Here is a 19,686-nt window from a genome sequence, read left to right as displayed (position 1 = left end):
TGGCAGGCTAAACAGATCTCCCAGGGTAATTCGCGCGACCTTCCTGCTTATGCCTGTCGGATCTACGTCACAGCGTTCCGTGCAAGTATCGGGCTTTGAAGATATTGGCCTTCTTACCCCGCTGTGCCGCCTAATCCGCTTCCTGTTCGTCAGGCCAGCATTTTGCCTCGGGCTTCCTTCAGATTCGCAGTCGCCCGCGACACCCTTGCCTCTGGCTAACACTTCCCCTTGCCGGGTGTGTAGAGGACTTGCACCTCCAAGTCACCAGCGTGGCCACCACAGCCAAGCTGGTTGCGCTTGCGCGCAACGCGCCATGCCTGGCGCACCAATAAAAAACCCCGCTTACTTTCGCAGGCGGGGTTTTTCGCTACTGGGGTAAGGCTGGCTTACATCATGCCGCCCATGCCACCCATGCCGCCCATGTCTGGCATACCGCCGCCAGCTGGAGCGTCTTCCTTGATTTCAGCGATCATCGCCTCGGTGGTGATCATCAGGCTGGCAATCGACGAAGCCGCTTGCAGAGCCGAACGGGTCACTTTGGCCGGGTCCAGGATACCCATTTCGATCATGTCGCCGTATTCGCCGGTGGCAGCGTTGTAACCGTAGTTACCCGAACCCTGCTTGACCTTGTCGACCACAACGCTTGGCTCGTCGCCGGAGTTGGCAACGATCTGGCGCAGCGGAGCTTCTACAGCGCGACGCAGCAACTGGATGCCGACGTTCTGGTCATCGTTGTCGCCTTTGAGTTCGCTGATGGCTTGCAGGGCACGAACCAGTGCCACGCCACCGCCAGGTACCACGCCTTCTTCGACGGCTGCGCGGGTAGCGTGCAGGGCGTCTTCAACGCGGGCTTTCTTCTCTTTCATTTCAACTTCGGAACCAGCGCCAACCTTGATCACTGCGACGCCGCCGGACAACTTGGCCAGACGCTCTTGCAGTTTTTCACGGTCGTAGTCGGACGAGGTCTCGGCCACTTGTGCGCGGATCTGGGTAACGCGAGCCTGGATGTCAGCCTCAACGCCAGCACCGTCGATCACGGTGGTGTTTTCCTTGGACAGGATCACGCGCTTGGCGTTACCCAGGTGCTCCAGGGTGGTGCTTTCCAGGCTCAGGCCGATCTCTTCGGAGATAACGGTACCGCCGGTCAGTACGGCGATGTCCTGCAGCATGGCCTTGCGACGATCGCCGAAGCCTGGTGCCTTGACGGCAGCGACTTTGACGATACCGCGCATGTTGTTCACAACCAGGGTCGCCAGGGCTTCGCCTTCAACGTCTTCAGCCACGATCAGCAGTGGGCGGCCAGCTTTGGCAACGGCTTCCAGCACTGGCAGCATTTCGCGGATGTTCGAGATCTTTTTGTCCACCAGCAGGATCAGCGGGCTGTCCAGCTCGGCGGTCATGGTGTCCGGCTTGTTGACGAAGTACGGGGACAGGTAGCCACGGTCGAACTGCATGCCTTCTACAACCGACAGTTCGTTTTCCAGGCCCGAGCCTTCTTCAACGGTGATCACGCCTTCTTTACCGACTTTTTCCATGGCTTCGGCAATGATGTCGCCGATGGAGTTGTCGGAGTTGGCCGAGATGGTACCGACCTGAGCGATCGCCTTGGAGTCAGCGCAAGGCTTGGCCAGACCCTTCAGTTCCTTGACGATGGCGATGGTCGCCTTGTCGATGCCGCGCTTGAGGTCCATCGGGTTCATGCCGGCAGCGACGGCTTTCAGGCCTTCGTTGACGATCGACTGAGCCAGTACGGTGGCGGTGGTGGTGCCGTCACCGGCGTCATCGTTGGCACGGGAGGCAACGTCTTTGACCAGCTGCGCACCCATGTTTTCGAAGCGATCTTTCAGCTCGATTTCTTTGGCTACGGAAACGCCGTCCTTGGTGATGGTCGGAGCGCCGAAGCTCTTCTCGATGATCACGTTACGGCCTTTCGGGCCCAGGGTCGCTTTTACTGCGTCAGCCAGGACGTTGACACCGGCGAGCATTTTCTTGCGGGCGGAATCGCCGAATTTAACTTCTTTAGCAGCCATGATCGATATTCCTTAAATACTTTGTAGTAACGGGAAAATGGGCGGGGGGAATCAGCCTTCGAGAACAGCGAGGATTTCGTTCTCGCTCATTACCAGCAGGTCTTCGCCGTCGACTTTCACTGTGTTGCTGCCGGAGTAAGGGCCGAACACAACCTTGTCACCCACTTTCACGGCCAGCGCACGTACTTCACCGTTTTCCAGTGCCTTGCCTGGGCCTACAGCGAGAACTTCACCGTGGTTGGCTTTTTCAGCAGCCGAACCTGGCAGGACGATACCGCCAGCGGTTTTCTTCTCTTCTTCGCTGCGACGGATGACGACGCGGTCATGCAGAGGACGAAGCTTCATTGTCGATCTCTCCTAATTTTTGGTTTTCATCGGCCGGTGTAGTCCCGGCGGGTTTAACAAAGCCGGCAGAGCCGGGTGCGGTTCGTCAGTCGAACCGCGGAAGTCTGCCCGGTGTCACCACCGGAAACCTTGCGGTGACCGTTACATAAGGGCGCACAAGTGGATTACAAGGGCGGGGACAGAAATTTTTTTACTCCGCGCCACCAAAACGAGCACGGCGCCCGAAGGCGCCGTGCTGATGGTTTTACTTGGAATCCCGGTGTTCGAATTCGCCTTCGATCACATTGGGCTCGCGGCCCATAGGCTCTCGCGGAGCCGGGCCGCCACGGGGTTGCAGGTCATCGGCAAAGGCGCGCTGACGCATCGCCTGCTCTTCGGCACGCTGGCGCATTTTATTGGCCAGCAGCCTACGGGTGAACGGCAACAGCATGACCAGGCCCAACACGTCGCTGATAAAGCCAGGCAGGATCAACAGACCGCCACCCAGGGCCAGCATCAGGCCTTCGAGCATGGTCTGGGCGGGCAGCTCGCCGCGGTTCAGGCTTTCACGGGCACGCAATGCCGTGGCGAGGCCGGCGATACGCAGCACGAACACGCCGAGCATCGAGCCGAGAATGACCAGCAGCAGGGCCGGGAAAAACCCGATCGCACCGCTGACCTTGACGAATACGAACAGCTCCAACACCGGGAACAGCAGAAAGAGCAACAAAAAAGGGCGCATCAAATGGTTCCTCAACGCAAGAATGCCTTGCTATGAAACCCTAAATGACGTCGCCCTTTCGTGAATTCAAGCGTCGACCTCGGCATTTTTCGGCCATTGCTCGGCGTGAGCCAGATAAACCAAGGCTTCGCGCACTTGTGTCGGAGTGTTGCAAGGCGTCGGAAACGCCAGCCAGTGCAGGCCCTGGCCAATGCGCAAGTGCATGCCCTCGCTGTCGATGCCCGCCAGTTGTGCCGGTTCGCTTTTCGGCAGGCCGGTCAGTTCCACGTAATGGGCAATGGCCTTGGCGTGATCGGCATTCATGTGCTCGACCATGCTGGCTTCGGCTTTGCCGGCGAAGGGATTGGCCAGGGTGAGCTGGTCTATCCAGTGAATGGCGCCAAAGCCGCCAATGTAGCGATGGCGCACCGGCTCGAGCACCCAGAAATCGAAATCATGGGCCTTGTGGTAGTTCTGCGAGTCAGGGAAATAGCGGTAGTAACGCTCGGCGGCAGCCTCGATGACGGCGCTGTCTTCGAGTTTGCGGGCCTCGGCCAGGTAGGTCAGGCGCCCCACGGCCTGCACATCCTCGGCGCCCCGCTCGCCCACCAGCATCGAACACTTGGGGTCTTTCTGCAGATTGTGAGTGTGCTGGGCGATACGGCTGATCAGGATCAGTGGCCGGCCTTGTTCGTCCAGGCAATAGGGCACCACGGAACCGAACGGAAAGCCGGGCATGGATTTGGAATGAGTGGAGAGCACTCCACGGTATTCCTTGAGCAGCAGTTCCCGGGCATGCTTGGCAGCTTCAACGCTCAACTTATGACTCCTTTAATGAAATCCGTCTAGAAAACGATCAGGCGACTGGAGTAATGTTCCGATACACCGATAGGACAGTTTTCGTGTGCAACCGGGCTACACGGTCGCCAATCGAAAGACATCCCAAAAGGTCCCCTCCATCGCTGCGCCACCTGGACATGAGCATGCAACTCACTGACAAAGTAATCATTATCACCGGCGGTTGCCAGGGCCTGGGCCGCTCCATGGCCGAGTATCTCGCGGGCAAAGGCGCGAAGCTCGCCCTGGTGGACCTCAACCAGGAAAAACTCGACCAGGCGGTTGCCGCGTGTGCAGCCAAGGGCGTCGAAGCCCGGGCGTACCTGTGCAACGTTGCCAATGAGGAGCAGGTCAGCGACATGGTCGCCCGGGTCGCCGAGGACTTCGGCGCGATCCACGGCCTGATCAACAACGCCGGGATCCTGCGTGACGGCCTGCTGCTCAAGGTGAAGGACGGCGAAATGACCAAGATGAGCCTGGCCCAGTGGCAGGCCGTGATCGACGTCAACCTCACCGGTGTATTCCTTTGCACCCGTGAGGTGGCCGCGAAAATGGTCGAGCTGAAGAACAGCGGCGCCATCATCAATATCTCGTCGATCTCCCGCGCCGGCAACGTCGGCCAGACCAACTACTCGGCCGCCAAGGCCGGTGTGGCCGCCGCCACTGTGACCTGGGCCAAGGAGCTGGCGCGCTACGGCATCCGTGTCGCCGGCATCGCCCCGGGCTTCATCGAAACCGAGATGACCCTGGGCATGAAGCCCGAGGCCCTGGAAAAAATGACCTCGGGGATTCCGCTCAAGCGCATGGGCAAGCCCGAGGAGATCGCCCACTCGGCGGCGTACATCTTCGAGAACGACTATTACACCGGGCGGATCCTGGAAATGGATGGCGGGTTGCGGATCTAAAAGCACCGCATAACCATGTGGGAGCGAGCTTGCTCGCGATGGCGTCAGTTCAGGCAGCCTTGATGTGACTGATACCCCGCTATCGCGAGCAAGCTCGCTCCCACAGTGGATCGCGTTTCAACCGATCAATCGTCACTGATGGTGATGTTCGGCATCATCGGTGAAGCGGCCTCTTGCAACACGATCCGCGCGCCCACGTGACGGGCCAGTTCCTGATAGACCATGGCGATCTGGCTGTCCGGTTCGGCGATGACCGTCGGCTTGCCGCCGTCGGCCTGTTCGCGGATCAGCATCGACAGCGGCAGCGAAGCCAGCAATTCGACGCCGTACTGGCTCGCCAGTTTTTCCCCGCCACCTTCGCCGAACAGGTGCTCGGCATGCCCGCAGTTCGAACAGATGTGCACGGCCATGTTCTCCACCACGCCCAGCACCGGGATGTTGACCTTGCGGAACATCTCCACACCCTTGCGCGCGTCCAGCAAGGCCAGGTCTTGAGGCGTGGTGACGATCACCGCACCGGCCACCGGGACTTTCTGCGCCAGGGTCAGTTGGATATCGCCGGTGCCTGGTGGCATGTCGATCACCAGGTAATCCAGGTCGCCCCAGGCGGTTTGCGTGACCAGTTGCAACAAGGCACCGGACACCATCGGCCCGCGCCAGACCATCGGCGTGTTGTCGTCGGTGAGGAACGCCATGGACATGACTTCCACGCCATGGGACTGGATCGGCACGAACCACTTCTGGTCCTTGACCTGCGGTCGGGTGCCCTCGGCAACACCGAACATGATGCCCTGGCTCGGGCCGTAGATGTCTGCATCGAGAATCCCGACCTTCGCCCCTTCACGGGCCAGGGCCAGGGCCAGGTTGGCCGCCGTGGTGGACTTGCCCACGCCGCCCTTGCCCGAGGCCACGGCGATCACGTTCTTGACGTTCGCCAGCCCCGGCACCTGCGCCTGGGCCTTGTGGGCGGCGATCACACTGGTGATGTCGACTTTGGCGGCGCTCACCCCGTCCAGGGCCTCGATCGCCATTTGCAGCATCTGCGCCCAACCACCCTTGAACAGGTCGGCGGCGTAGCCGATTTCCAGCTGGACGCTGACGCGATCACCCTGGATGTCGATGGTGCGCACACATCCGGCGCTGACTGGATCCTGGTTCAGGTAGGGGTCGGTGTACTGGCGAAGGACGGCTTCCACCGCTGCGCGATTGACGGCGCTCATGGGCAACTCCGATAGCAAGACTTGAAAACAGGCCGCTATCCTACGCCCCACGCTTGCGCGTGGCGACCCGATTACAGCAGGGCGAACACCTTTTGTGGCGAGGGGATTTATCCCCGCTGGGTTGCGAAGCAACCCCAAAATCTGGCGCCTCGCTGAGTCAGGCCGGTCAGATTCGAATGTTTTGGGACTGCTGCGCAGTCCAGCGGGGATAAATCCCCTCGCCACAGATTGAGCCTGGCTCAGGCCTTTCACCGCTCCCAACGATGCATGCGGAAACAGGCCAGTGGGGTGAAATATATTTCCCGGCGCTTTATAGTGGCCGACCTCCGTTTCATCAAGTAGCCGAGCCCCATGTCCGAGCCACGCAAGATCCTCGTCACCAGCGCCCTGCCCTATGCCAATGGTTCGATTCACCTCGGCCATATGCTGGAATACATCCAGACCGATATGTGGGTGCGCTTCCAGAAGCATCGCGGCAACCAATGTATTTATGTCTGCGCCGACGACGCCCACGGCTCGGCCATCATGCTGCGTGCGGAAAAGGAAGGCATCACCCCGGAACAACTGATCGCCAACGTCCAGGCTGAACACAGCGCCGACTTTGCCGAGTTCCTGGTGGATTTCGACAACTTCCACTCCACCCACGCCGAAGAAAATCGTGAGCTGTCGAGCCAGATCTACCTGAAGCTGCGTGACGCCGGGCATATCGCTACCCGTTCGATCACCCAATATTTCGACCCGGAAAAGAAAATGTTCCTGGCCGACCGCTTCATCAAGGGCACCTGCCCGAAATGCGGCACTGAAGACCAGTACGGCGATAACTGCGAAAAATGCGGCGCCACCTACGCGCCGACCGACCTGAAGGACCCGAAATCGGCGATTTCCGGGGCGACGCCGGTGCTCAAGGACTCCCAGCATTTCTTCTTCAAGCTGCCGGACTTCCAGCAGATGCTGCAAGCCTGGACCCGCAGCGGCACCCTGCAGGACGCCGTCGCCAACAAGATCGCCGAATGGCTCGATGCCGGCCTGCAGCAGTGGGACATTTCCCGCGATGCGCCGTACTTCGGCTTCGAGATCCCCGACGAGCCCGGCAAGTATTTCTACGTGTGGCTGGACGCACCGATCGGCTACATGGCGAGTTTCAAGAACCTCTGCAACCGCACACCGGAGCTGGACTTCGACGCGTTCTGGGGTAAGGACTCCACTGCCGAGCTGTATCACTTCATCGGCAAGGACATCGTCAACTTCCACGCCTTGTTCTGGCCGGCCATGCTCGAAGGCGCCGGCTTCCGCAAGCCGACCGGCATCAATGTCCACGGCTACCTGACCGTCAACGGCCAGAAAATGTCCAAGTCCCGCGGCACCTTCATCAAGGCCCGGACCTACCTGGACCACCTGTCCCCGGAATACCTGCGCTACTACTACGCGGCCAAGCTCGGCCGTGGCGTCGACGACCTGGACCTGAACCTCGAAGACTTCGTGCAGAAGGTCAACTCCGACCTGGTGGGCAAGGTCGTCAACATTGCCAGCCGTTGCGCCGGGTTCATCCACAAGGGCAACGCCGGGGTGCTGGTCACCGGTAACGCCGCGCCGGAACTGACCGACGCTTTCCTGGCGGCCGCGCCAAGCATCGCCGACGCCTACGAGAGCCGCGACTTTGCCCGCGCCATGCGCGAAATCATGGCCCTGGCCGACCGCGCCAATGCCTGGATCGCCGACAAGGCGCCCTGGTCCCTGGCCAAGCAGGAAGGCAAACAGGACGAAGTCCAGGCGATCTGCGCCCTGGGCATCAACCTGTTCCGCCAACTGGTGATTTTCCTCAAGCCGGTGCTGCCGCTGCTGGCCGCCGATGCCGAGGCGTTCCTCAACGTCGCACCGCTGACCTGGAACGATCAACAGACCCTGCTGAGCAACCATCAGTTGAACGCGTTCAAACCGTTGATGACCCGTATCGACGCGACCAAGGTGCAAGCCATGACCGACGCCTCCAAGGAAGACCTGGCCGCCAGCCAGACCGACACCGGTGCACCTGCCGGGAACGGCGAACTGGCCAAGGACCCGCTGTCGCCGGAAATCGACTTCGACGCCTTTGCCGCCGTTGACCTGCGCGTGGCGCTGATCGTCAAGGCCGAGGCCGTCGAAGGCGCCGACAAGCTGCTGCGCCTGACCCTGGACATCGGCGACGAGCAACGCAACGTGTTCTCCGGCATCAAGAGTGCCTACCCGGACCCGGCCAAGCTCGAAGGTCGGTTGACGATGATGATCGCCAACCTCAAACCGCGCAAAATGCGCTTTGGCATCTCCGAAGGCATGGTGATGGCGGCAGGCCCCGGCGGCGAGGAAATCTACCTGTTGAGCCCTGACAGCGGCGCCAAGCCGGGCCAGCGGATCAAGTAACGCTACCGCTTGCTGCACCGATCCCACAGTCGCCTTGCAGGTGGCTGTGGGATTTTCATATCTGGCCCACGCTCCCGGCGTGCCGGATAATGCCTAATCTTGTAACAGGCCCTTTGTCGCCAACGCACCCATGACCGAAATCGTCCTCACGCTGTTCAGCGCTGCCCTGATCAACAACCTGGTGTTGCACTGGCCGCTGGGCGTCGATCCGCTGCTGGCGGCCAGTGGTCGAAAGCAGGTGCACGCCTTGGGCCTGGCGACGGCGTGCCTGATGCTGATCGTCGGCACCCTGGGCTACCTGATCGACCATTACCTACTGGCGCCAAGCAGCCTGGTCTCGCTGCGCTTGTTGGCCTGGCTGTCCTTGAGCGTGTTGCTGATCGGCCCCTTGCTGCGCCTGCTGGCACGCTGGCGACCGGCAATGTCGTTCGAGGGGTTGTGGCCGCTGCTGCTCGGCAATGCCGGCATACTGGGCGTCACACTGCTCAACGGCCAGGATGACCGGGGCCTGGGCCACGCCATCGCCCTGAGCCTGGGTGCCGGGCTGGGGTTCTGGCTGGTGCTGGGCCTGTTCGACGATTTGCGCCAGCGCACTTTCAATAACGATATTCCCCTGCCCTTTCGGGGCCTGCCGATTCAGTTGATCAGCGCCGGCCTGATGGCGGTGGCCTTTCTCGGATTACGCGGGCTGGTCAAAACATGAGCCTGATTCAACGTATCGACGCCCTGCTGCCGCAGACCCAATGCGGCAAGTGCGGCCACCCCGGGTGCAAACCCTACGCCGAAGGCATCGCCCAGGGCGAGCCGATCAATAAATGTCCGCCCGGGGGGCGCGAAACCATCGCGGCCCTGGCCGAACTGATGAAAATACCGGTGCTGGAGCTGGACACCAGCCGCGGCGTGGCCCCGGCGCAAATCGCCTTTATCCGGGAAGCCGAATGCATCGGTTGCACCAAGTGCATCCAGGCCTGTCCGGTGGATGCGATTGTCGGCGCCGCCAAGCTGATGCACACCGTCCTCATCGACGAATGCACAGGCTGCGATCTGTGCGTGGCGCCCTGCCCGGTCGATTGCATCGAAATGCGTCCTCTGCCGACGGCAAACGTGCTGCCGATCGTCGGCGGCCTGGCCTTCAGCACCGAGGAACAACAGGCGCGAACCGCCAAGCGCAATCATGCCCGGCGCCGCTTCGAACAACGCAATGCGCGCCTGCGCCGCGAAGAAGAACAACGCCAGGCCGAGCGCCTGGCTCGGACCCAGCGGGCAGCGCAGGCCCAGGCTCAAACCCAGGCCCCGGCACTCGACCCCGTGCAAGCCGCGCTGGAGCGCGTGCGCGCGCAAAAAGCCGCCACCGCCGATGCCGCCTTGAAAAAAGCCAAGATCGACCTGGCCATGAGCCGGGCACAGCTGAACAAATCCTTGAAAGCGTTCGGCCACCCGCCAACCTTCGAGCAGCAGTCGCAACTGATCGTGCTGCAACGCCAGTTCGAAGCGGCCGAACAGGCGTTGAACCAACTGGAAAACGCCGCGCCCGCGGCCGCGCCAGCCCCTGCACCGACGCAAAACGCCGAGCTGAAGCGGGCCAAGATCCAACTGGCGATGCGCCGCGCCGAACTCAGCAAAGCCCGGGCAGCTACGGCATCGGATGAACAACTGCAGGCATTGGAACAAGCGGTGAAGGACGCCGAACGCCAGGTGAACGCCCATGCCGCCTCTTGAGCCAGTGGACGAACGGCTACGCCAAGCAATGACGCGAGTGTTGCTGGCGACGCTGCCCGGCGTGCTGGCGTTGCTGTGGTTCCATGGCTGGGGCGTGGCGCTCAACCTGCTGTTGTCCGGCGTCACTGCGCTGGCAGTCGAGGCGTTGGTGCTGCGTTTGCGACGCCAGCCACTCAGGCCCGACCTGAACGATGGCAGCGCGCTGGTCAGCGCCACGCTGCTGGCCCTGGCCTTGCCGGCCTATTGCCCCTGGTGGCTGACCGTCACGGCGGCCGCCTGCGCCTTGCTGTTCGGCAAGCACCTGTGGGGCGGCGTCGGCAGCAACCCGTTCAACCCGGCAATGCTCGGGTATGCCCTGGTACTGGTGGCCTTTCCTTCCCAGATGAGTCACTGGCCGGCGCTCCACGGCATGGGCCTGTCTGAAGGCTTGCAGCAGGTATTCGGCGCTCACCCGGCGCCCGATGCCTGGGCCGGGGCGACCGCACTGGACAGCCTGCGAATCAACGCGAGCCTGACCGTCGATGAACTGTTCGCCAACGATCCGGCGTTCGGGCGCTTCGGTGGCCGGGGTGTCGAATGGGTCAACCTGGCCTTCCTGGCGGGCGGTCTGTTTCTGCTGCAGCAACGGGTGTTCAGTTGGCATGCCCCCGTGGGCATGCTGCTGGGCCTGTCCGTCGTCAGCCTGCTGTGCTGGAACGGTTCGGGCTCCGACTCCCATGGCTCGCCGCTGTTTCATCTGTTCAGCGGCGCAACCATGCTCGGCGCGTTTTTTATCGCGACCGAACCGGTCTCAGGTGCCAAGGCTCCTCTCGCCCGCCTGCTGTTTGGTGCGGGCATGGGATTGCTGGTCTATCTGATACGCACCTGGGGTGGCTACCCCGACGGCGTGGCGTTCGCGGTGTTGCTGATGAACCTCGGCGTGCCGGCACTGGACCGGTTTGCCGAGGCGCGACAACGGCGGCCACTGACATGAACAACCCCGTCGGCGTGGCAATCCTGAGCTTGTTGATCGGCCTGGGGCTCGGTGCCACGTACCTCACGCACCTCGGCACGGCCGGGCGCATCGAGGCCCAGCAGCAAGCGCTGGCGAACAGGGCCTTGCTCGAGGTGCTGCCCACCGACCACTATGATAACCAGCCGTTGGCGCACCCCGTTGTCACAGCCTCGGTGCCCCTGGCCCATAGCACGCTGCTGGGCGGCTACCTGGCGACTCGCAGCGGCCAACCCAGCGCCGTGCTGCTGCGTAGCCAGGCGCTGGGCTATGAAGGCAGCATCGAATTGCTGGTCGCCATCGATCCACAGGGCCGGTTGCTGGGCGTCAAGACCCTGCGCCAATCCGAGACACCCGGATTGGGCGCAGCAATTGCCGGCTGGCCGAACGCTTGGTTGCAGACCTTCACGGGTAAATCACGCCAGGCACCTGATGACAGCGGCTGGGCCTTGAAAAAGGACCAGGGCCAGTTCGATCAACTGGCTGGTGCGACAGTGACGTCCCGGGCAGTCCTCCAGGCTGTTCACGATGCGCTGCGTTACTTCGACGAGCACAAGGCTCAGTTGACGGGGGTGGCGGCCAATGAATAAGCCATGGGGACTGACACACGGCCTGCTGCTCGTCCCATTGGTCGGCGCGAGCGATTCGCTGGTTGGCGCGCTGGGGCTATGGCTGGCCTGGGCCCTGGTTCTTTTCAGCCATGGCTTGGCAATGGGGCTTGTGCGGCAACACCTGACAGCCTGTCAACGGCTGCTCGCCTCTATCGTATTGGCCGCTACTTTGAGCACCTGCATTGGCCTTGTCCTCCAGGCCTGGGCACTGGAATTGTATCGACCGTTGAGCCTTTACGTTGGCTGGATCGCCTTGAGTTGCGTAGCGCTGGAGCATGAGGGCTTCTTCGTTGATTCTCGCTGGCCCGGACGCCTCAGGCTGGCCGGGCTGTTTGGCCTTTTGATGATCAGCCTGGGCGCCGTGCGTGAGTTGATCGGCAACGGCCTGCCCCTGGCCCTGCTCGCCCCTGGCGGGTTCATTCTGCTCGGGCTGCTGTTGGCGGCCCGACAGGCCTGGACGACCGCCAGACCCCATTCATCCGTTGAGGAAACGCCGCGCCCATGAACGCCGCAAAACGCCTGGAAATATTTCGTCGCCTTCACGAAGACAACCCGGAACCGAAAACCGAACTGGCCTATTCCTCGCCGTTCGAGTTGCTGATCGCGGTCATCCTGTCAGCCCAGTCCACCGATGTCGGCGTCAACAAAGCCACGGCCAAACTGTTCCCGGTGGCCAATACGCCAGAGGCGATCTATGCCCTGGGCGTCGAAGGACTGTCCGAATACATCAAGACCATCGGGCTGTTCAACAGCAAGGCCAAAAACGTGATCGAGACCTGCCGCCTGCTGATCGAGCGCCACGGCAGTGAAGTCCCGCAGACTCGCGAAGCGCTGGAAGCCCTCCCGGGGGTCGGCCGCAAAACCGCCAACGTCGTGCTCAATACCGCGTTTCGGCAGTTGACCATGGCGGTCGACACCCACATTTTCCGCGTCAGCAACCGCACCGGACTGGCCCCCGGCAAAAACGTGGTGGAGGTCGAGAAGAAATTGATGAAATTTGTTCCCAAGGAATTCCTGCTGGACTCCCATCACTGGCTCATCCTTCACGGCCGTTACGTTTGCCTGGCGCGCAAGCCTCGCTGCGGCAGCTGCCGAATCGAAGATTTATGCGAATACAAGCACAAGACCTCCGACGATTGAGGTGCTATTGCTTTTATCGATCCATCGATTGAAAAAATCTTTTTTACCCGCCCGCGGTTTATCGATATAAGGAGCGCCAATGGCAGTCTTAGCCTGGAGTCGAACCCATGAGTGCTGGCAAAGAACAACTGGATGTAGAAGACGAATTCATCGCCGCTGAGGGCGACGACGTCGAACCTGTGGTCGTGGAAGTGGCGAAAACCAACCTGAGCAAGCGCCGCACCATCGATAACCTGCTGGAAGAGCGTCGCCTGCAGAAACAACTGGCCGATTATGATTTTGACCTCTGACACGTAAAAGCCTCCCTGATGGAGGCTTTTTACTGAGTACGCGTGACCCGAAAACTCACACCAAGCCATTGCGCTGCGCCAGTTCGATCAGGTCGACCAGCGAACGGGCATTGAGCTTCAATAACAGGCGCGTCTTGTAGGTACTGACGGTCTTGTTGCTCAAGAACATTCCATCGGCGATCTCCTTGTTGGTCTTTCCGCGCGCCAGTTGCTGCAAGACCATCATTTCCCGCCCCGATAATCGATCGACCATATCCGACTCACTGGCATTACCCAGACTCGACCGCACCGTATGCAATGCCTGGTTGGGAAAGTAACTGTAACCGGACAGTACCGCCTTTATTGCACTCAGTAACTCGGTAAGATCCTGTTGCTTGCATACATACCCGGCCGCCCCCGTCTGCATGCAGCGCATTGAAAAATGTCCCGGCGCCTGGGAAGTCAGCACCAACACCTTCATGGGTGAAGGAATGGCCGTCAGGCGAGCAATGACTTCCAATCCGTCCAGCTTCGGAATACCAATATCGAGAATGACGATATCGGGCATAAGTTCGCGAGCAAACTGTAAAGCATCGACGCCATTATCGGTTTCGGCAACGACTTCATAACCATGACGCTCCATCAGCAAACGTACAGCAAGACGAATGACGGGATGATCATCCACGATCAGCACTTTATTCATGGGCAAATCCAACTTCGCTGTTCGAATTTTTAGAGCACGCACAATAGCCTAGTCATTTCTACCTTGGCATGCTGCCCCCCCCTGAACGCTCGCACCGAGAGACAGAACCTACAAGCTATACAGAAAATTCCTACAAATCGCCGCAGAAAAAATGTGTCATGGATTTTTTTACAGAGAAGGAATGCCCTTTCTTAACAATTCGGTAACCCTGTGAACAATGCGCTTTTTCACCGCCCCACCCACCTATGGGCAGCCCACTGGAAAGTTCTTCACTCATAGAAAGTAACTGAATTATTTACTGTTAAAACTGCCTTCCACTCACTTAAGGAAGGGGAATCCTATATAAAACATATTCAGGCGCCTGACATCCAGCATCGGCAGCCATTGCGACCATGCCTATATTTCATTCGGCATGGACAACCACTTTCCAACCCACACACCGAGCACAAGTACTCCATGAGCATTAACCATGAACAAACCTTTGAAGACCATAACCAACCCCATGACCCTCATCGCCATATTCGCCACTTTATCCGAAACTTCCGCAGCGATTTCCCTGCCCTTTCTGGATGACCAGGATCGTGAGTATTATCTGTGGTTCCTGATCAGCTTTCCTTTTTATCTATTGCTGCTTTTTTTCATAACGCTCAACTTCAATTATCGTTCGTTGTATTCACCTTCGGATTTTCGCAAGAGCAAACACTTCATAAAGACCATGGATGATTCGCCCTGTCGACGCAAACGACAGCTACGTCGAGCCGACGACGTCAAGGAACTGCTGGTGATACGTCTTCATCGACGCAAGCGCGAACCAGACACCCTTTGTATCGTATGCAGCCAATCGAAACGCCTGATCGAGACTTGTCGATCAAGACATTTGAAGCAAGCCAGCATCGTCGTGTACGTCATCTACAGCAACGCAGGCCTGGCTACGCACGGGCAGGATGAATGAGCGAGCGGGGGCAGCGCCGCAACAAAGGCCACCCCAAAAAAGGGCCCCCAAAAAAACGGCCTGCTCATGGCAGGCCGTTTTCAGATCACCAGGGTCAGAACAACTTGCGACCCTTGTTCGCCGCGATGCGCATGCGCAGGGCGTTGAGCTTGATGAAGCCGGCCGCGTCAGCCTGGTTGTAGGCACCGCCGTCTTCTTCGAAAGTCGCGATGTTGGCATCGAACAACGACTCGTCGGACTTGCGCCCGGTGACGATCACGTTGCCCTTGTACAGCTTCAGGCGTACCACGCCATTCACGTGAGCCTGGGAGGCGTCGATCATCTGTTGCAGCATCAGGCGCTCTGGGCTCCACCAGTAGCCGGTGTAGATCAGGCTGGCGTACTTGGGCATCAGCTCGTCCTTGAGGTGAGCCACTTCGCGGTCCAGGGTGATCGACTCGATCGCCCGATGGGCGCGCAGCATGATGGTGCCGCCCGGGGTCTCGTAGCAACCGCGGGACTTCATGCCCACATAGCGGTTCTCGACGATGTCCAGACGACCGATGCCGTGTTCGCCACCGATGCGGTTCAGGGTTGCCAGCACGGTGGCCGGGCTCATCTCAACGCCGTCCAGCGCGACGATATCGCCGTTGCGATAGGTCAGTTCCAGGTATTGCGGAGTATCAGGAGCCTTCTCCGGGGAGACGGTCCAGCGCCACATGTCTTCTTCGTGCTCGGTCCAGGTGTCTTCCAGCACGCCACCTTCATAGGAGATGTGCAGCAGGTTGGCATCCATCGAGTACGGGGATTTCTTCTTGCCGTGGCGCTCGATCGGAATCGCGTGCTTCTCGGCGTAGTCCATCAGTTTTTCACGGGACAGCAAGTCCCATTCACGCCACGGGGCAATGACTTTCACGCCCGGCTTGAGGGCATAGGCACCCAGCTCGAAACGCACCTGGTCGTTGCCTTTGCCGGTGGCGCCATGGGAAATGGCATCGGCGCCGGTTTCGTTGGCGATTTCGATCAGGCGCTTGGCGATCAGCGGACGGGCGATGGAGGTACCCAGCAGGTACTCGCCTTCGTAAACGGTGTTGGCGCGGAACATCGGGAACACGAAGTCGCGGACGAATTCTTCGCGCAGGTCATCGATGTAGATCTCTTTGACGCCCATGGCCTGGGCCTTGGCGCGTGCAGGCTCGACTTCTTCGCCCTGCCCCAGGTCAGCGGTGAAGGTCACCACTTCGCAGTTATAAGTGTCCTGCAGCCACTTGAGGATCACCGAAGTGTCCAGGCCGCCGGAATACGCCAGAACGACCTTGTTTACGTCCGCCATGCCATCACTCCACGGGTTGTACGGAAAGCCGGGAAGTCTAACGTCCAATGCGGATAATTTACAGAGGCGCGACAGCTTATGACGACGAAGCGACAGATTATGTCGATTGAGCGACGGCCGCCCTTGGGATCAGGACGTGCGTGCAGTGGCGGCAGCGGGAGCCTTGGCCGGGGCCGCAGCCGGTGCCGGAACCTTGGCGGGGGCTGCTGGGGCTGGCGCCGGGGTTGTCGGCTGCGGGGCCGGTGCTTCGGTCGGCGCCACGCGCTCCAGGCGCACGACCACGCGACGATTCTTGGCCCGGTTGGCGGCGTTGGTATTGGGCACCATGGGATAACGTTCGCCGTGGAAACGCAGGGTGATCTGCGATTCCTGGAAGCCATTGGCCTTGAAGAAATCCTGGACCGCCAGGGCCCGACGGCGCGACAGTTCACGGTTGGTCAGGCGATTGCCACTGTTGTCGGAGTGACCATCGAGTTCGACATGATTGACGCTCGGGTCGGCCTTGATGAAGTCGAGCATCACCTGCAACTGGGCCTTGGCCCGCGCATCGAGCTCCACTTCCTCGCCAGGGAAGCCGATCTGGGTCTGCTTCACCTGTTCGAAATTCTTCGGCAGCAATTTGGCCACGCAGCTCTGATAGTCGCTGAAGGCTTTGTTGAAACGTACCGGCAGCAACCGGACTTCCGACACTCGACCGTCCTCGGTATTGCGCCGTACCACAGGGCTGCGACCGTCCATCAGGCCGCTGATCAAGCGACCGGCCTGGACCTGGGAGCTGTTGAACAACACATCGCCACTGCCAATGCTGACCGAGCCCAGGTTGATATCGCCTCGCCCCGGTTGCCATGGCGCGGCCGCCGCCAACAAGGTCGCGGAACCGCCGCCGAGCATCGGATTATAGGCCTTGAGCCTGAAGGTGGCCTGCTCACCCGCCCGGCGCACGAATTCGCCACTGCCAAAATCAGTGATCGGCTGGCTCAGCCGGCACTCGAACTTGTCGCCTTCGACCGTCCACTCAATGCTCTCCAGACGGGTCTGGAAAGTGAGCGCCATGGCGGGAAGGCTGGCAAACACGCTGAGCAAGGCTAGATAACGCTGGCGCACGGGAGGCTCCACTGACTTTTATACAAAGATCGACGCATGCCGAGGGCATGACGCCTGTCTGGGGCACTGAACGGATTCGTGGCACACCTGTAGGAGCTATCGGTAAGTTGCGCCAGAACTTGATAGCGGGTGCCTGAATCGGTCTTTTCCGGTAGCATTCCCACAGTTTGACCCGCCTGGAAGCCCCCCAATGTCCGACCGCCTGACCCTGCTGCGTCCCGACGACTGGCATATTCATCTTCGCGATGGTGCTGTGTTGACCCATACCGTCGCCGATGTCGCGCGCACCTTCGGGCGCGCAATCATCATGCCTAACCTGGTTCCGCCAGTGCGCAATGCCGCCGAAGCCGACGGCTATCGCCAGCGCATCCTCGCCGCACGCCCGGCTGGCAGCCGCTTCGAACCGTTGATGGTGCTTTACCTCACCGATCGCACCCAGCCCGAAGAAATTCGCGAGGCCAAGGCCAGCGGCTTCGTCCATGCCGCCAAGCTGTACCCGGCCGGCGCGACCACCAACTCCGATTCCGGCGTCACCAGCATCGACAAGATCTTCCCGGCGCTGGAGGCCATGGCCGAAGTCGGCATGCCGTTGTTGATCCATGGTGAAGTCACCCGGGGCGACGTCGACGTGTTCGACCGCGAGAAAATCTTCATCGACGAGCACATGCGCCGCGTCGTGGAGCGCTTCCCGACCCTCAAGGTAGTGTTCGAACACATCACCACCGGCGATGCCGTGCAATTCGTCAACGAGGCCCCGGCCAACGTCGGCGCGACCATTACCGCCCATCACCTGCTGTACAACCGCAACCACATGCTGGTGGGCGGGATCCGGCCGCACTACTATTGCCTGCCGATCCTCAAGCGCAATACCCACCAGGAAGCCTTGCTGGACGCCGCCACCAGCGGCAGCGCCAAGTTTTTCCTCGGCACCGACTCGGCACCCCACGCCCAGCATGCCAAGGAAGCGGCCTGCGGTTGCGCCGGTTGCTACACCGCCTATGCCGCCATCGAGATGTACGCCGAAGCCTTCGAACAGCGCAACGCGCTGGACAAACTCGAAGGCTTCGCCAGCCTGCATGGCCCACGCTTCTATGGCCTGCCAGTGAACACCGATCGTATTACCCTGGTTCGCGATGAGTGGACCGCCCCCGCCAGCCTGCCTTTCGGCGATCTGGCTGTCATCCCGCTGCGCGCCGGTGAAAAACTGCGCTGGCGCCTGCTGGAGGAAAACGCGTGAGTGAAGATCATTTCGACGACGAACTGGACGGCAACGGTGGTTCGGGCGGCGCCCGTCACCCCATGGCAGCTCGGTTCCGTGGCTACCTGCCGGTCGTCGTCGACGTAGAAACCGGCGGGTTCAACTCCGCCACCGACGCTTTGCTGGAAATCGCCGCGACCACCATTGGCATGGACGAAAAAGGCTTCGTGTTCCCTGACCACACCTACTTCTTCCGTGTCGAACCGTTCGAAGGCGCCAACGTCGAAGCGGCGGCCCTGGAGTTCACCGGGATCAAGCTCGATCACCCACTGCGCATGGCCGTCAGCGAAGAAACGGCCCTGACCGACATCTTCCGTGGCGTGCGCAAGGCGCTCAAGGCCAATGGTTGCAAGCGAGCGATCCTGGTCGGCCACAACAGCAGCTTCGACCTGGGCTTCCTCAACGCCGCCGTCGCGCGCCTGGACATGAAGCGCAACCCGTTCCACCCGTTCTCCAGCTTCGACACCGCGACCCTGGCTGGCCTGGCGTACGGCCAGACCGTCCTGGCCAAAGCGTGCCAGGCGGCCGACATCGATTTCGATGGCCGTGAGGCCCATTCGGCCCGCTACGACACCGAGAAAACCGCCGAGCTGTTCTGCGGCATCGTCAACCGGTGGAAAGAGATGGGTGGCTGGCAGGATTTCGACGACTGACATAGAGCCAGGCCTGGCTCTTTTGTGGCGAGGGGATTTATCCCCGTTGGACTGCGCAGCAGTCCCAGAAAGGTGAGCCAGGCAAACTCAATTGGCAGGTTTGGGGCCGCTTCGCGGCCCTGCGGGGATAAATCCCCTCGCCACAGAGCGCTGTGTTTCAGCCGATGATTTGGTTGAACCCCCCATAAAAAAACCGGCCTGTCGAGGGTAATGCCAGTCAGTTAAGCTGACTGGCATTTCTATTTCTGATCGGATATTTCGGTGATTTCAGCCGAATCGCCCGAGGATAAACGCGCTCCTCACGTCGATGCGGCAGCACGTAGTGCGGCGCTGAAGCATGAAGCTCGGCCAAATACTTGGGGATGTTCCCGGAACGGTCGGCGGAGACGCTGTTGATAAACCCGAGAATCGCCCAAGTGCAGGCGGTGAAGCTCATTTCGCACGGGTAAATGCCAGGACAGTGGCGACTCATTTCCACCATCTGATAGCGCAACAAGTTGTAGCCCAACAACACGCCCCACAACTCTTGCTCGATCATCT

20 protein-coding genes and 1 pseudogene are annotated in these 19,686 nt (G+C 60.6%); 12 read left to right on the top strand and 9 right to left on the bottom strand.

What is annotated here, in order from left to right; all coding sequences use genetic code 11:
• Window positions 1-386: 386 nt before the first annotated feature.
• The 4 genes from groL to BT116_RS29225 form a co-directional block, all read right to left on the bottom strand.
• Window positions 387-2,030 (bottom strand): chaperonin GroEL, encoded by a 1,644-nt coding sequence (gene groL / locus BT116_RS29240; RefSeq protein WP_063324663.1) that lies wholly within the window; start codon window positions 2,028-2,030, stop codon window positions 387-389.
• A gap of 51 nt (window positions 2,031-2,081) precedes the next feature.
• Window positions 2,082-2,375, bottom strand: a complete 294-nt coding sequence (locus BT116_RS29235; RefSeq protein WP_003204913.1) for a co-chaperone GroES — start codon at window positions 2,373-2,375, stop codon at window positions 2,082-2,084.
• Window positions 2,376-2,619: 244 nt separating this feature from the next.
• Window positions 2,620-3,096 carry an FxsA family protein gene (locus BT116_RS29230; RefSeq protein WP_063324662.1) on the bottom strand — a complete coding sequence of 159 codons (477 nt, stop codon included), beginning with the start codon at window positions 3,094-3,096 and terminating at the stop codon, window positions 2,620-2,622.
• Between the two features lie 66 nt (window positions 3,097-3,162).
• A complete protein-coding gene (locus tag BT116_RS29225; RefSeq protein ID WP_063324661.1) occupies window positions 3,163-3,894 on the bottom strand; it encodes a HugZ family pyridoxamine 5'-phosphate oxidase in 732 nt (243 codons plus the stop codon).
• Window positions 3,895-4,058: 164 nt separating this feature from the next.
• Between BT116_RS29225 and BT116_RS29220 the strand changes: the two genes are divergently transcribed.
• Window positions 4,059-4,817: an SDR family oxidoreductase gene (locus BT116_RS29220; protein WP_063324660.1), complete on the top strand. Its 759-nt coding sequence runs from the start codon at window positions 4,059-4,061 to the stop codon at window positions 4,815-4,817.
• A 125-nt stretch (window positions 4,818-4,942) separates the two neighbouring features.
• Here the strand turns inward: BT116_RS29220 and apbC are convergent, their stop codons facing one another.
• Complete coding sequence (apbC, locus tag BT116_RS29215) at window positions 4,943-6,037, bottom strand: iron-sulfur cluster carrier protein ApbC (protein ID WP_072349197.1); 1,095 nt, start codon at window positions 6,035-6,037, stop codon at window positions 4,943-4,945.
• 351 nt (window positions 6,038-6,388) lie between these two features.
• Here apbC and metG point away from each other — a divergent pair, with 351 nt between their 5' ends.
• From metG to BT116_RS29175, 8 genes are all read left to right on the top strand, one after another.
• A complete protein-coding gene (gene metG, locus BT116_RS29210; protein ID WP_072349195.1) occupies window positions 6,389-8,434 on the top strand; it encodes a methionine--tRNA ligase in 2,046 nt (681 codons plus the stop codon).
• A 130-nt stretch (window positions 8,435-8,564) separates the two neighbouring features.
• Window positions 8,565-9,137 carry an Rnf-Nqr domain containing protein gene (locus BT116_RS29205; RefSeq protein WP_072349193.1) on the top strand — a complete coding sequence of 191 codons (573 nt, stop codon included), beginning with the start codon at window positions 8,565-8,567 and terminating at the stop codon, window positions 9,135-9,137.
• On the top strand, window positions 9,134-10,153 hold the full coding sequence (gene rsxB, locus BT116_RS29200) for an electron transport complex subunit RsxB (protein WP_072349191.1): 1,020 nt from the start codon (window positions 9,134-9,136) through the stop codon (window positions 10,151-10,153). Before BT116_RS29205 ends, rsxB begins: the two co-directional genes overlap by 4 nt.
• The gene (locus BT116_RS29195; RefSeq protein WP_072349190.1) at window positions 10,140-11,126 is read left to right on the top strand and encodes an RnfABCDGE type electron transport complex subunit D; all 987 of its coding nucleotides are present in this window, start codon (window positions 10,140-10,142) and stop codon (window positions 11,124-11,126) included. Before rsxB ends, BT116_RS29195 begins: the two co-directional genes overlap by 14 nt.
• Window positions 11,123-11,734, top strand: a complete 612-nt coding sequence (locus tag BT116_RS29190; RefSeq protein WP_072349188.1) for an RnfABCDGE type electron transport complex subunit G — start codon at window positions 11,123-11,125, stop codon at window positions 11,732-11,734. The genes BT116_RS29195 and BT116_RS29190 overlap by 4 nt, the downstream gene beginning before the upstream one ends.
• Complete coding sequence (locus BT116_RS29185) at window positions 11,727-12,260, top strand: Rnf-Nqr domain containing protein (protein WP_072349186.1); 534 nt, start codon at window positions 11,727-11,729, stop codon at window positions 12,258-12,260. Before BT116_RS29190 ends, BT116_RS29185 begins: the two co-directional genes overlap by 8 nt.
• Entirely contained in the window at window positions 12,257-12,895 is a 639-nt protein-coding gene (nth, locus tag BT116_RS29180; RefSeq protein WP_003204935.1) for an endonuclease III, read from the top strand. The genes BT116_RS29185 and nth overlap by 4 nt, the downstream gene beginning before the upstream one ends.
• A gap of 107 nt (window positions 12,896-13,002) precedes the next feature.
• Window positions 13,003-13,185 (top strand): PA3496 family putative envelope integrity protein, encoded by a 183-nt coding sequence (locus BT116_RS29175; RefSeq protein WP_063324652.1) that lies wholly within the window; start codon window positions 13,003-13,005, stop codon window positions 13,183-13,185.
• A 55-nt stretch (window positions 13,186-13,240) separates the two neighbouring features.
• Here the strand turns inward: BT116_RS29175 and BT116_RS29170 are convergent, their stop codons facing one another.
• Window positions 13,241-13,867 carry a response regulator transcription factor gene (locus tag BT116_RS29170; RefSeq protein WP_003204939.1) on the bottom strand — a complete coding sequence of 209 codons (627 nt, stop codon included), beginning with the start codon at window positions 13,865-13,867 and terminating at the stop codon, window positions 13,241-13,243.
• A gap of 469 nt (window positions 13,868-14,336) precedes the next feature.
• On the opposite strand from BT116_RS29170, the gene BT116_RS31980 reads away from it, so the two are divergent.
• Window positions 14,337-14,819 (top strand): hypothetical protein, encoded by a 483-nt coding sequence (locus tag BT116_RS31980; RefSeq protein WP_072349184.1) that lies wholly within the window; start codon window positions 14,337-14,339, stop codon window positions 14,817-14,819.
• A gap of 94 nt (window positions 14,820-14,913) precedes the next feature.
• Here the strand turns inward: BT116_RS31980 and BT116_RS29160 are convergent, their stop codons facing one another.
• Complete coding sequence (locus tag BT116_RS29160; protein ID WP_003204943.1) at window positions 14,914-16,131, bottom strand: argininosuccinate synthase; 1,218 nt, start codon at window positions 16,129-16,131, stop codon at window positions 14,914-14,916.
• Between the two features lie 129 nt (window positions 16,132-16,260).
• Window positions 16,261-17,235 (bottom strand): flagellar protein MotY, encoded by a 975-nt coding sequence (locus BT116_RS29155; RefSeq protein ID WP_072349182.1) that lies wholly within the window; start codon window positions 17,233-17,235, stop codon window positions 16,261-16,263.
• A gap of 190 nt (window positions 17,236-17,425) precedes the next feature.
• Between BT116_RS29155 and pyrC the strand changes: the two genes are divergently transcribed.
• The gene (gene pyrC, locus BT116_RS29150) at window positions 17,426-18,472 is read left to right on the top strand and encodes a dihydroorotase (RefSeq protein ID WP_072349180.1); all 1,047 of its coding nucleotides are present in this window, start codon (window positions 17,426-17,428) and stop codon (window positions 18,470-18,472) included.
• Entirely contained in the window at window positions 18,469-19,146 is a 678-nt protein-coding gene (rnt, locus tag BT116_RS29145) for a ribonuclease T (protein ID WP_003204947.1), read from the top strand. Before pyrC ends, rnt begins: the two co-directional genes overlap by 4 nt.
• A 217-nt stretch (window positions 19,147-19,363) precedes the next feature.
• Here the strand turns inward: rnt and BT116_RS29140 are convergent.
• Window positions 19,364-19,686: pseudogene (locus BT116_RS29140) on the bottom strand (IS4 family transposase); the annotation flags it as partial.

The sequence above is a fragment of the Pseudomonas sp. NFACC16-2 genome (assembly GCF_900119205.1).
GTDB classification, from domain to species: Bacteria; Pseudomonadota; Gammaproteobacteria; order Pseudomonadales; family Pseudomonadaceae; genus Aquipseudomonas; species Aquipseudomonas fluorescens_Q.
The sequence above is the reverse complement of the archived record's forward strand: the minus strand, read 5'-3'. Positions and strand labels throughout refer to the sequence as shown.

Bases quoted from the DNA above. Each gene is read 5' to 3' on its own strand.
- groL (WP_063324663.1), bottom strand. From the start codon at position 2,030: ATGGCTGCTAAAGAAGTTAAATTCGGCGATTCCGCCCGCAAGAAAATG.
- BT116_RS29235 (WP_003204913.1), bottom strand. From the start codon at position 2,375: ATGAAGCTTCGTCCTCTGCATGACCGCGTCGTCATCCGTCGCAGCGAA.
- BT116_RS29230 (WP_063324662.1), bottom strand. From the start codon at position 3,096: ATGCGCCCTTTTTTGTTGCTCTTTCTGCTGTTCCCGGTGTTGGAGCTG.
- BT116_RS29220 (WP_063324660.1), top strand. From the start codon at position 4,059: ATGCAACTCACTGACAAAGTAATCATTATCACCGGCGGTTGCCAGGGC.
- apbC (WP_072349197.1), bottom strand. From the start codon at position 6,037: ATGAGCGCCGTCAATCGCGCAGCGGTGGAAGCCGTCCTTCGCCAGTAC.
- metG (WP_072349195.1), top strand. From the start codon at position 6,389: ATGTCCGAGCCACGCAAGATCCTCGTCACCAGCGCCCTGCCCTATGCC.
- BT116_RS29205 (WP_072349193.1), top strand. From the start codon at position 8,565: ATGACCGAAATCGTCCTCACGCTGTTCAGCGCTGCCCTGATCAACAAC.
- rsxB (WP_072349191.1), top strand. From the start codon at position 9,134: ATGAGCCTGATTCAACGTATCGACGCCCTGCTGCCGCAGACCCAATGC.
- BT116_RS29195 (WP_072349190.1), top strand. From the start codon at position 10,140: ATGCCGCCTCTTGAGCCAGTGGACGAACGGCTACGCCAAGCAATGACG.
- BT116_RS29190 (WP_072349188.1), top strand. From the start codon at position 11,123: ATGAACAACCCCGTCGGCGTGGCAATCCTGAGCTTGTTGATCGGCCTG.
- BT116_RS29185 (WP_072349186.1), top strand. From the start codon at position 11,727: ATGAATAAGCCATGGGGACTGACACACGGCCTGCTGCTCGTCCCATTG.
- nth (WP_003204935.1), top strand. From the start codon at position 12,257: ATGAACGCCGCAAAACGCCTGGAAATATTTCGTCGCCTTCACGAAGAC.
- BT116_RS29175 (WP_063324652.1), top strand. From the start codon at position 13,003: ATGAGTGCTGGCAAAGAACAACTGGATGTAGAAGACGAATTCATCGCC.
- BT116_RS29170 (WP_003204939.1), bottom strand. From the start codon at position 13,867: ATGAATAAAGTGCTGATCGTGGATGATCATCCCGTCATTCGTCTTGCT.
- BT116_RS31980 (WP_072349184.1), top strand. From the start codon at position 14,337: ATGAACAAACCTTTGAAGACCATAACCAACCCCATGACCCTCATCGCC.
- BT116_RS29160 (WP_003204943.1), bottom strand. From the start codon at position 16,131: ATGGCGGACGTAAACAAGGTCGTTCTGGCGTATTCCGGCGGCCTGGAC.
- pyrC (WP_072349180.1), top strand. From the start codon at position 17,426: ATGTCCGACCGCCTGACCCTGCTGCGTCCCGACGACTGGCATATTCAT.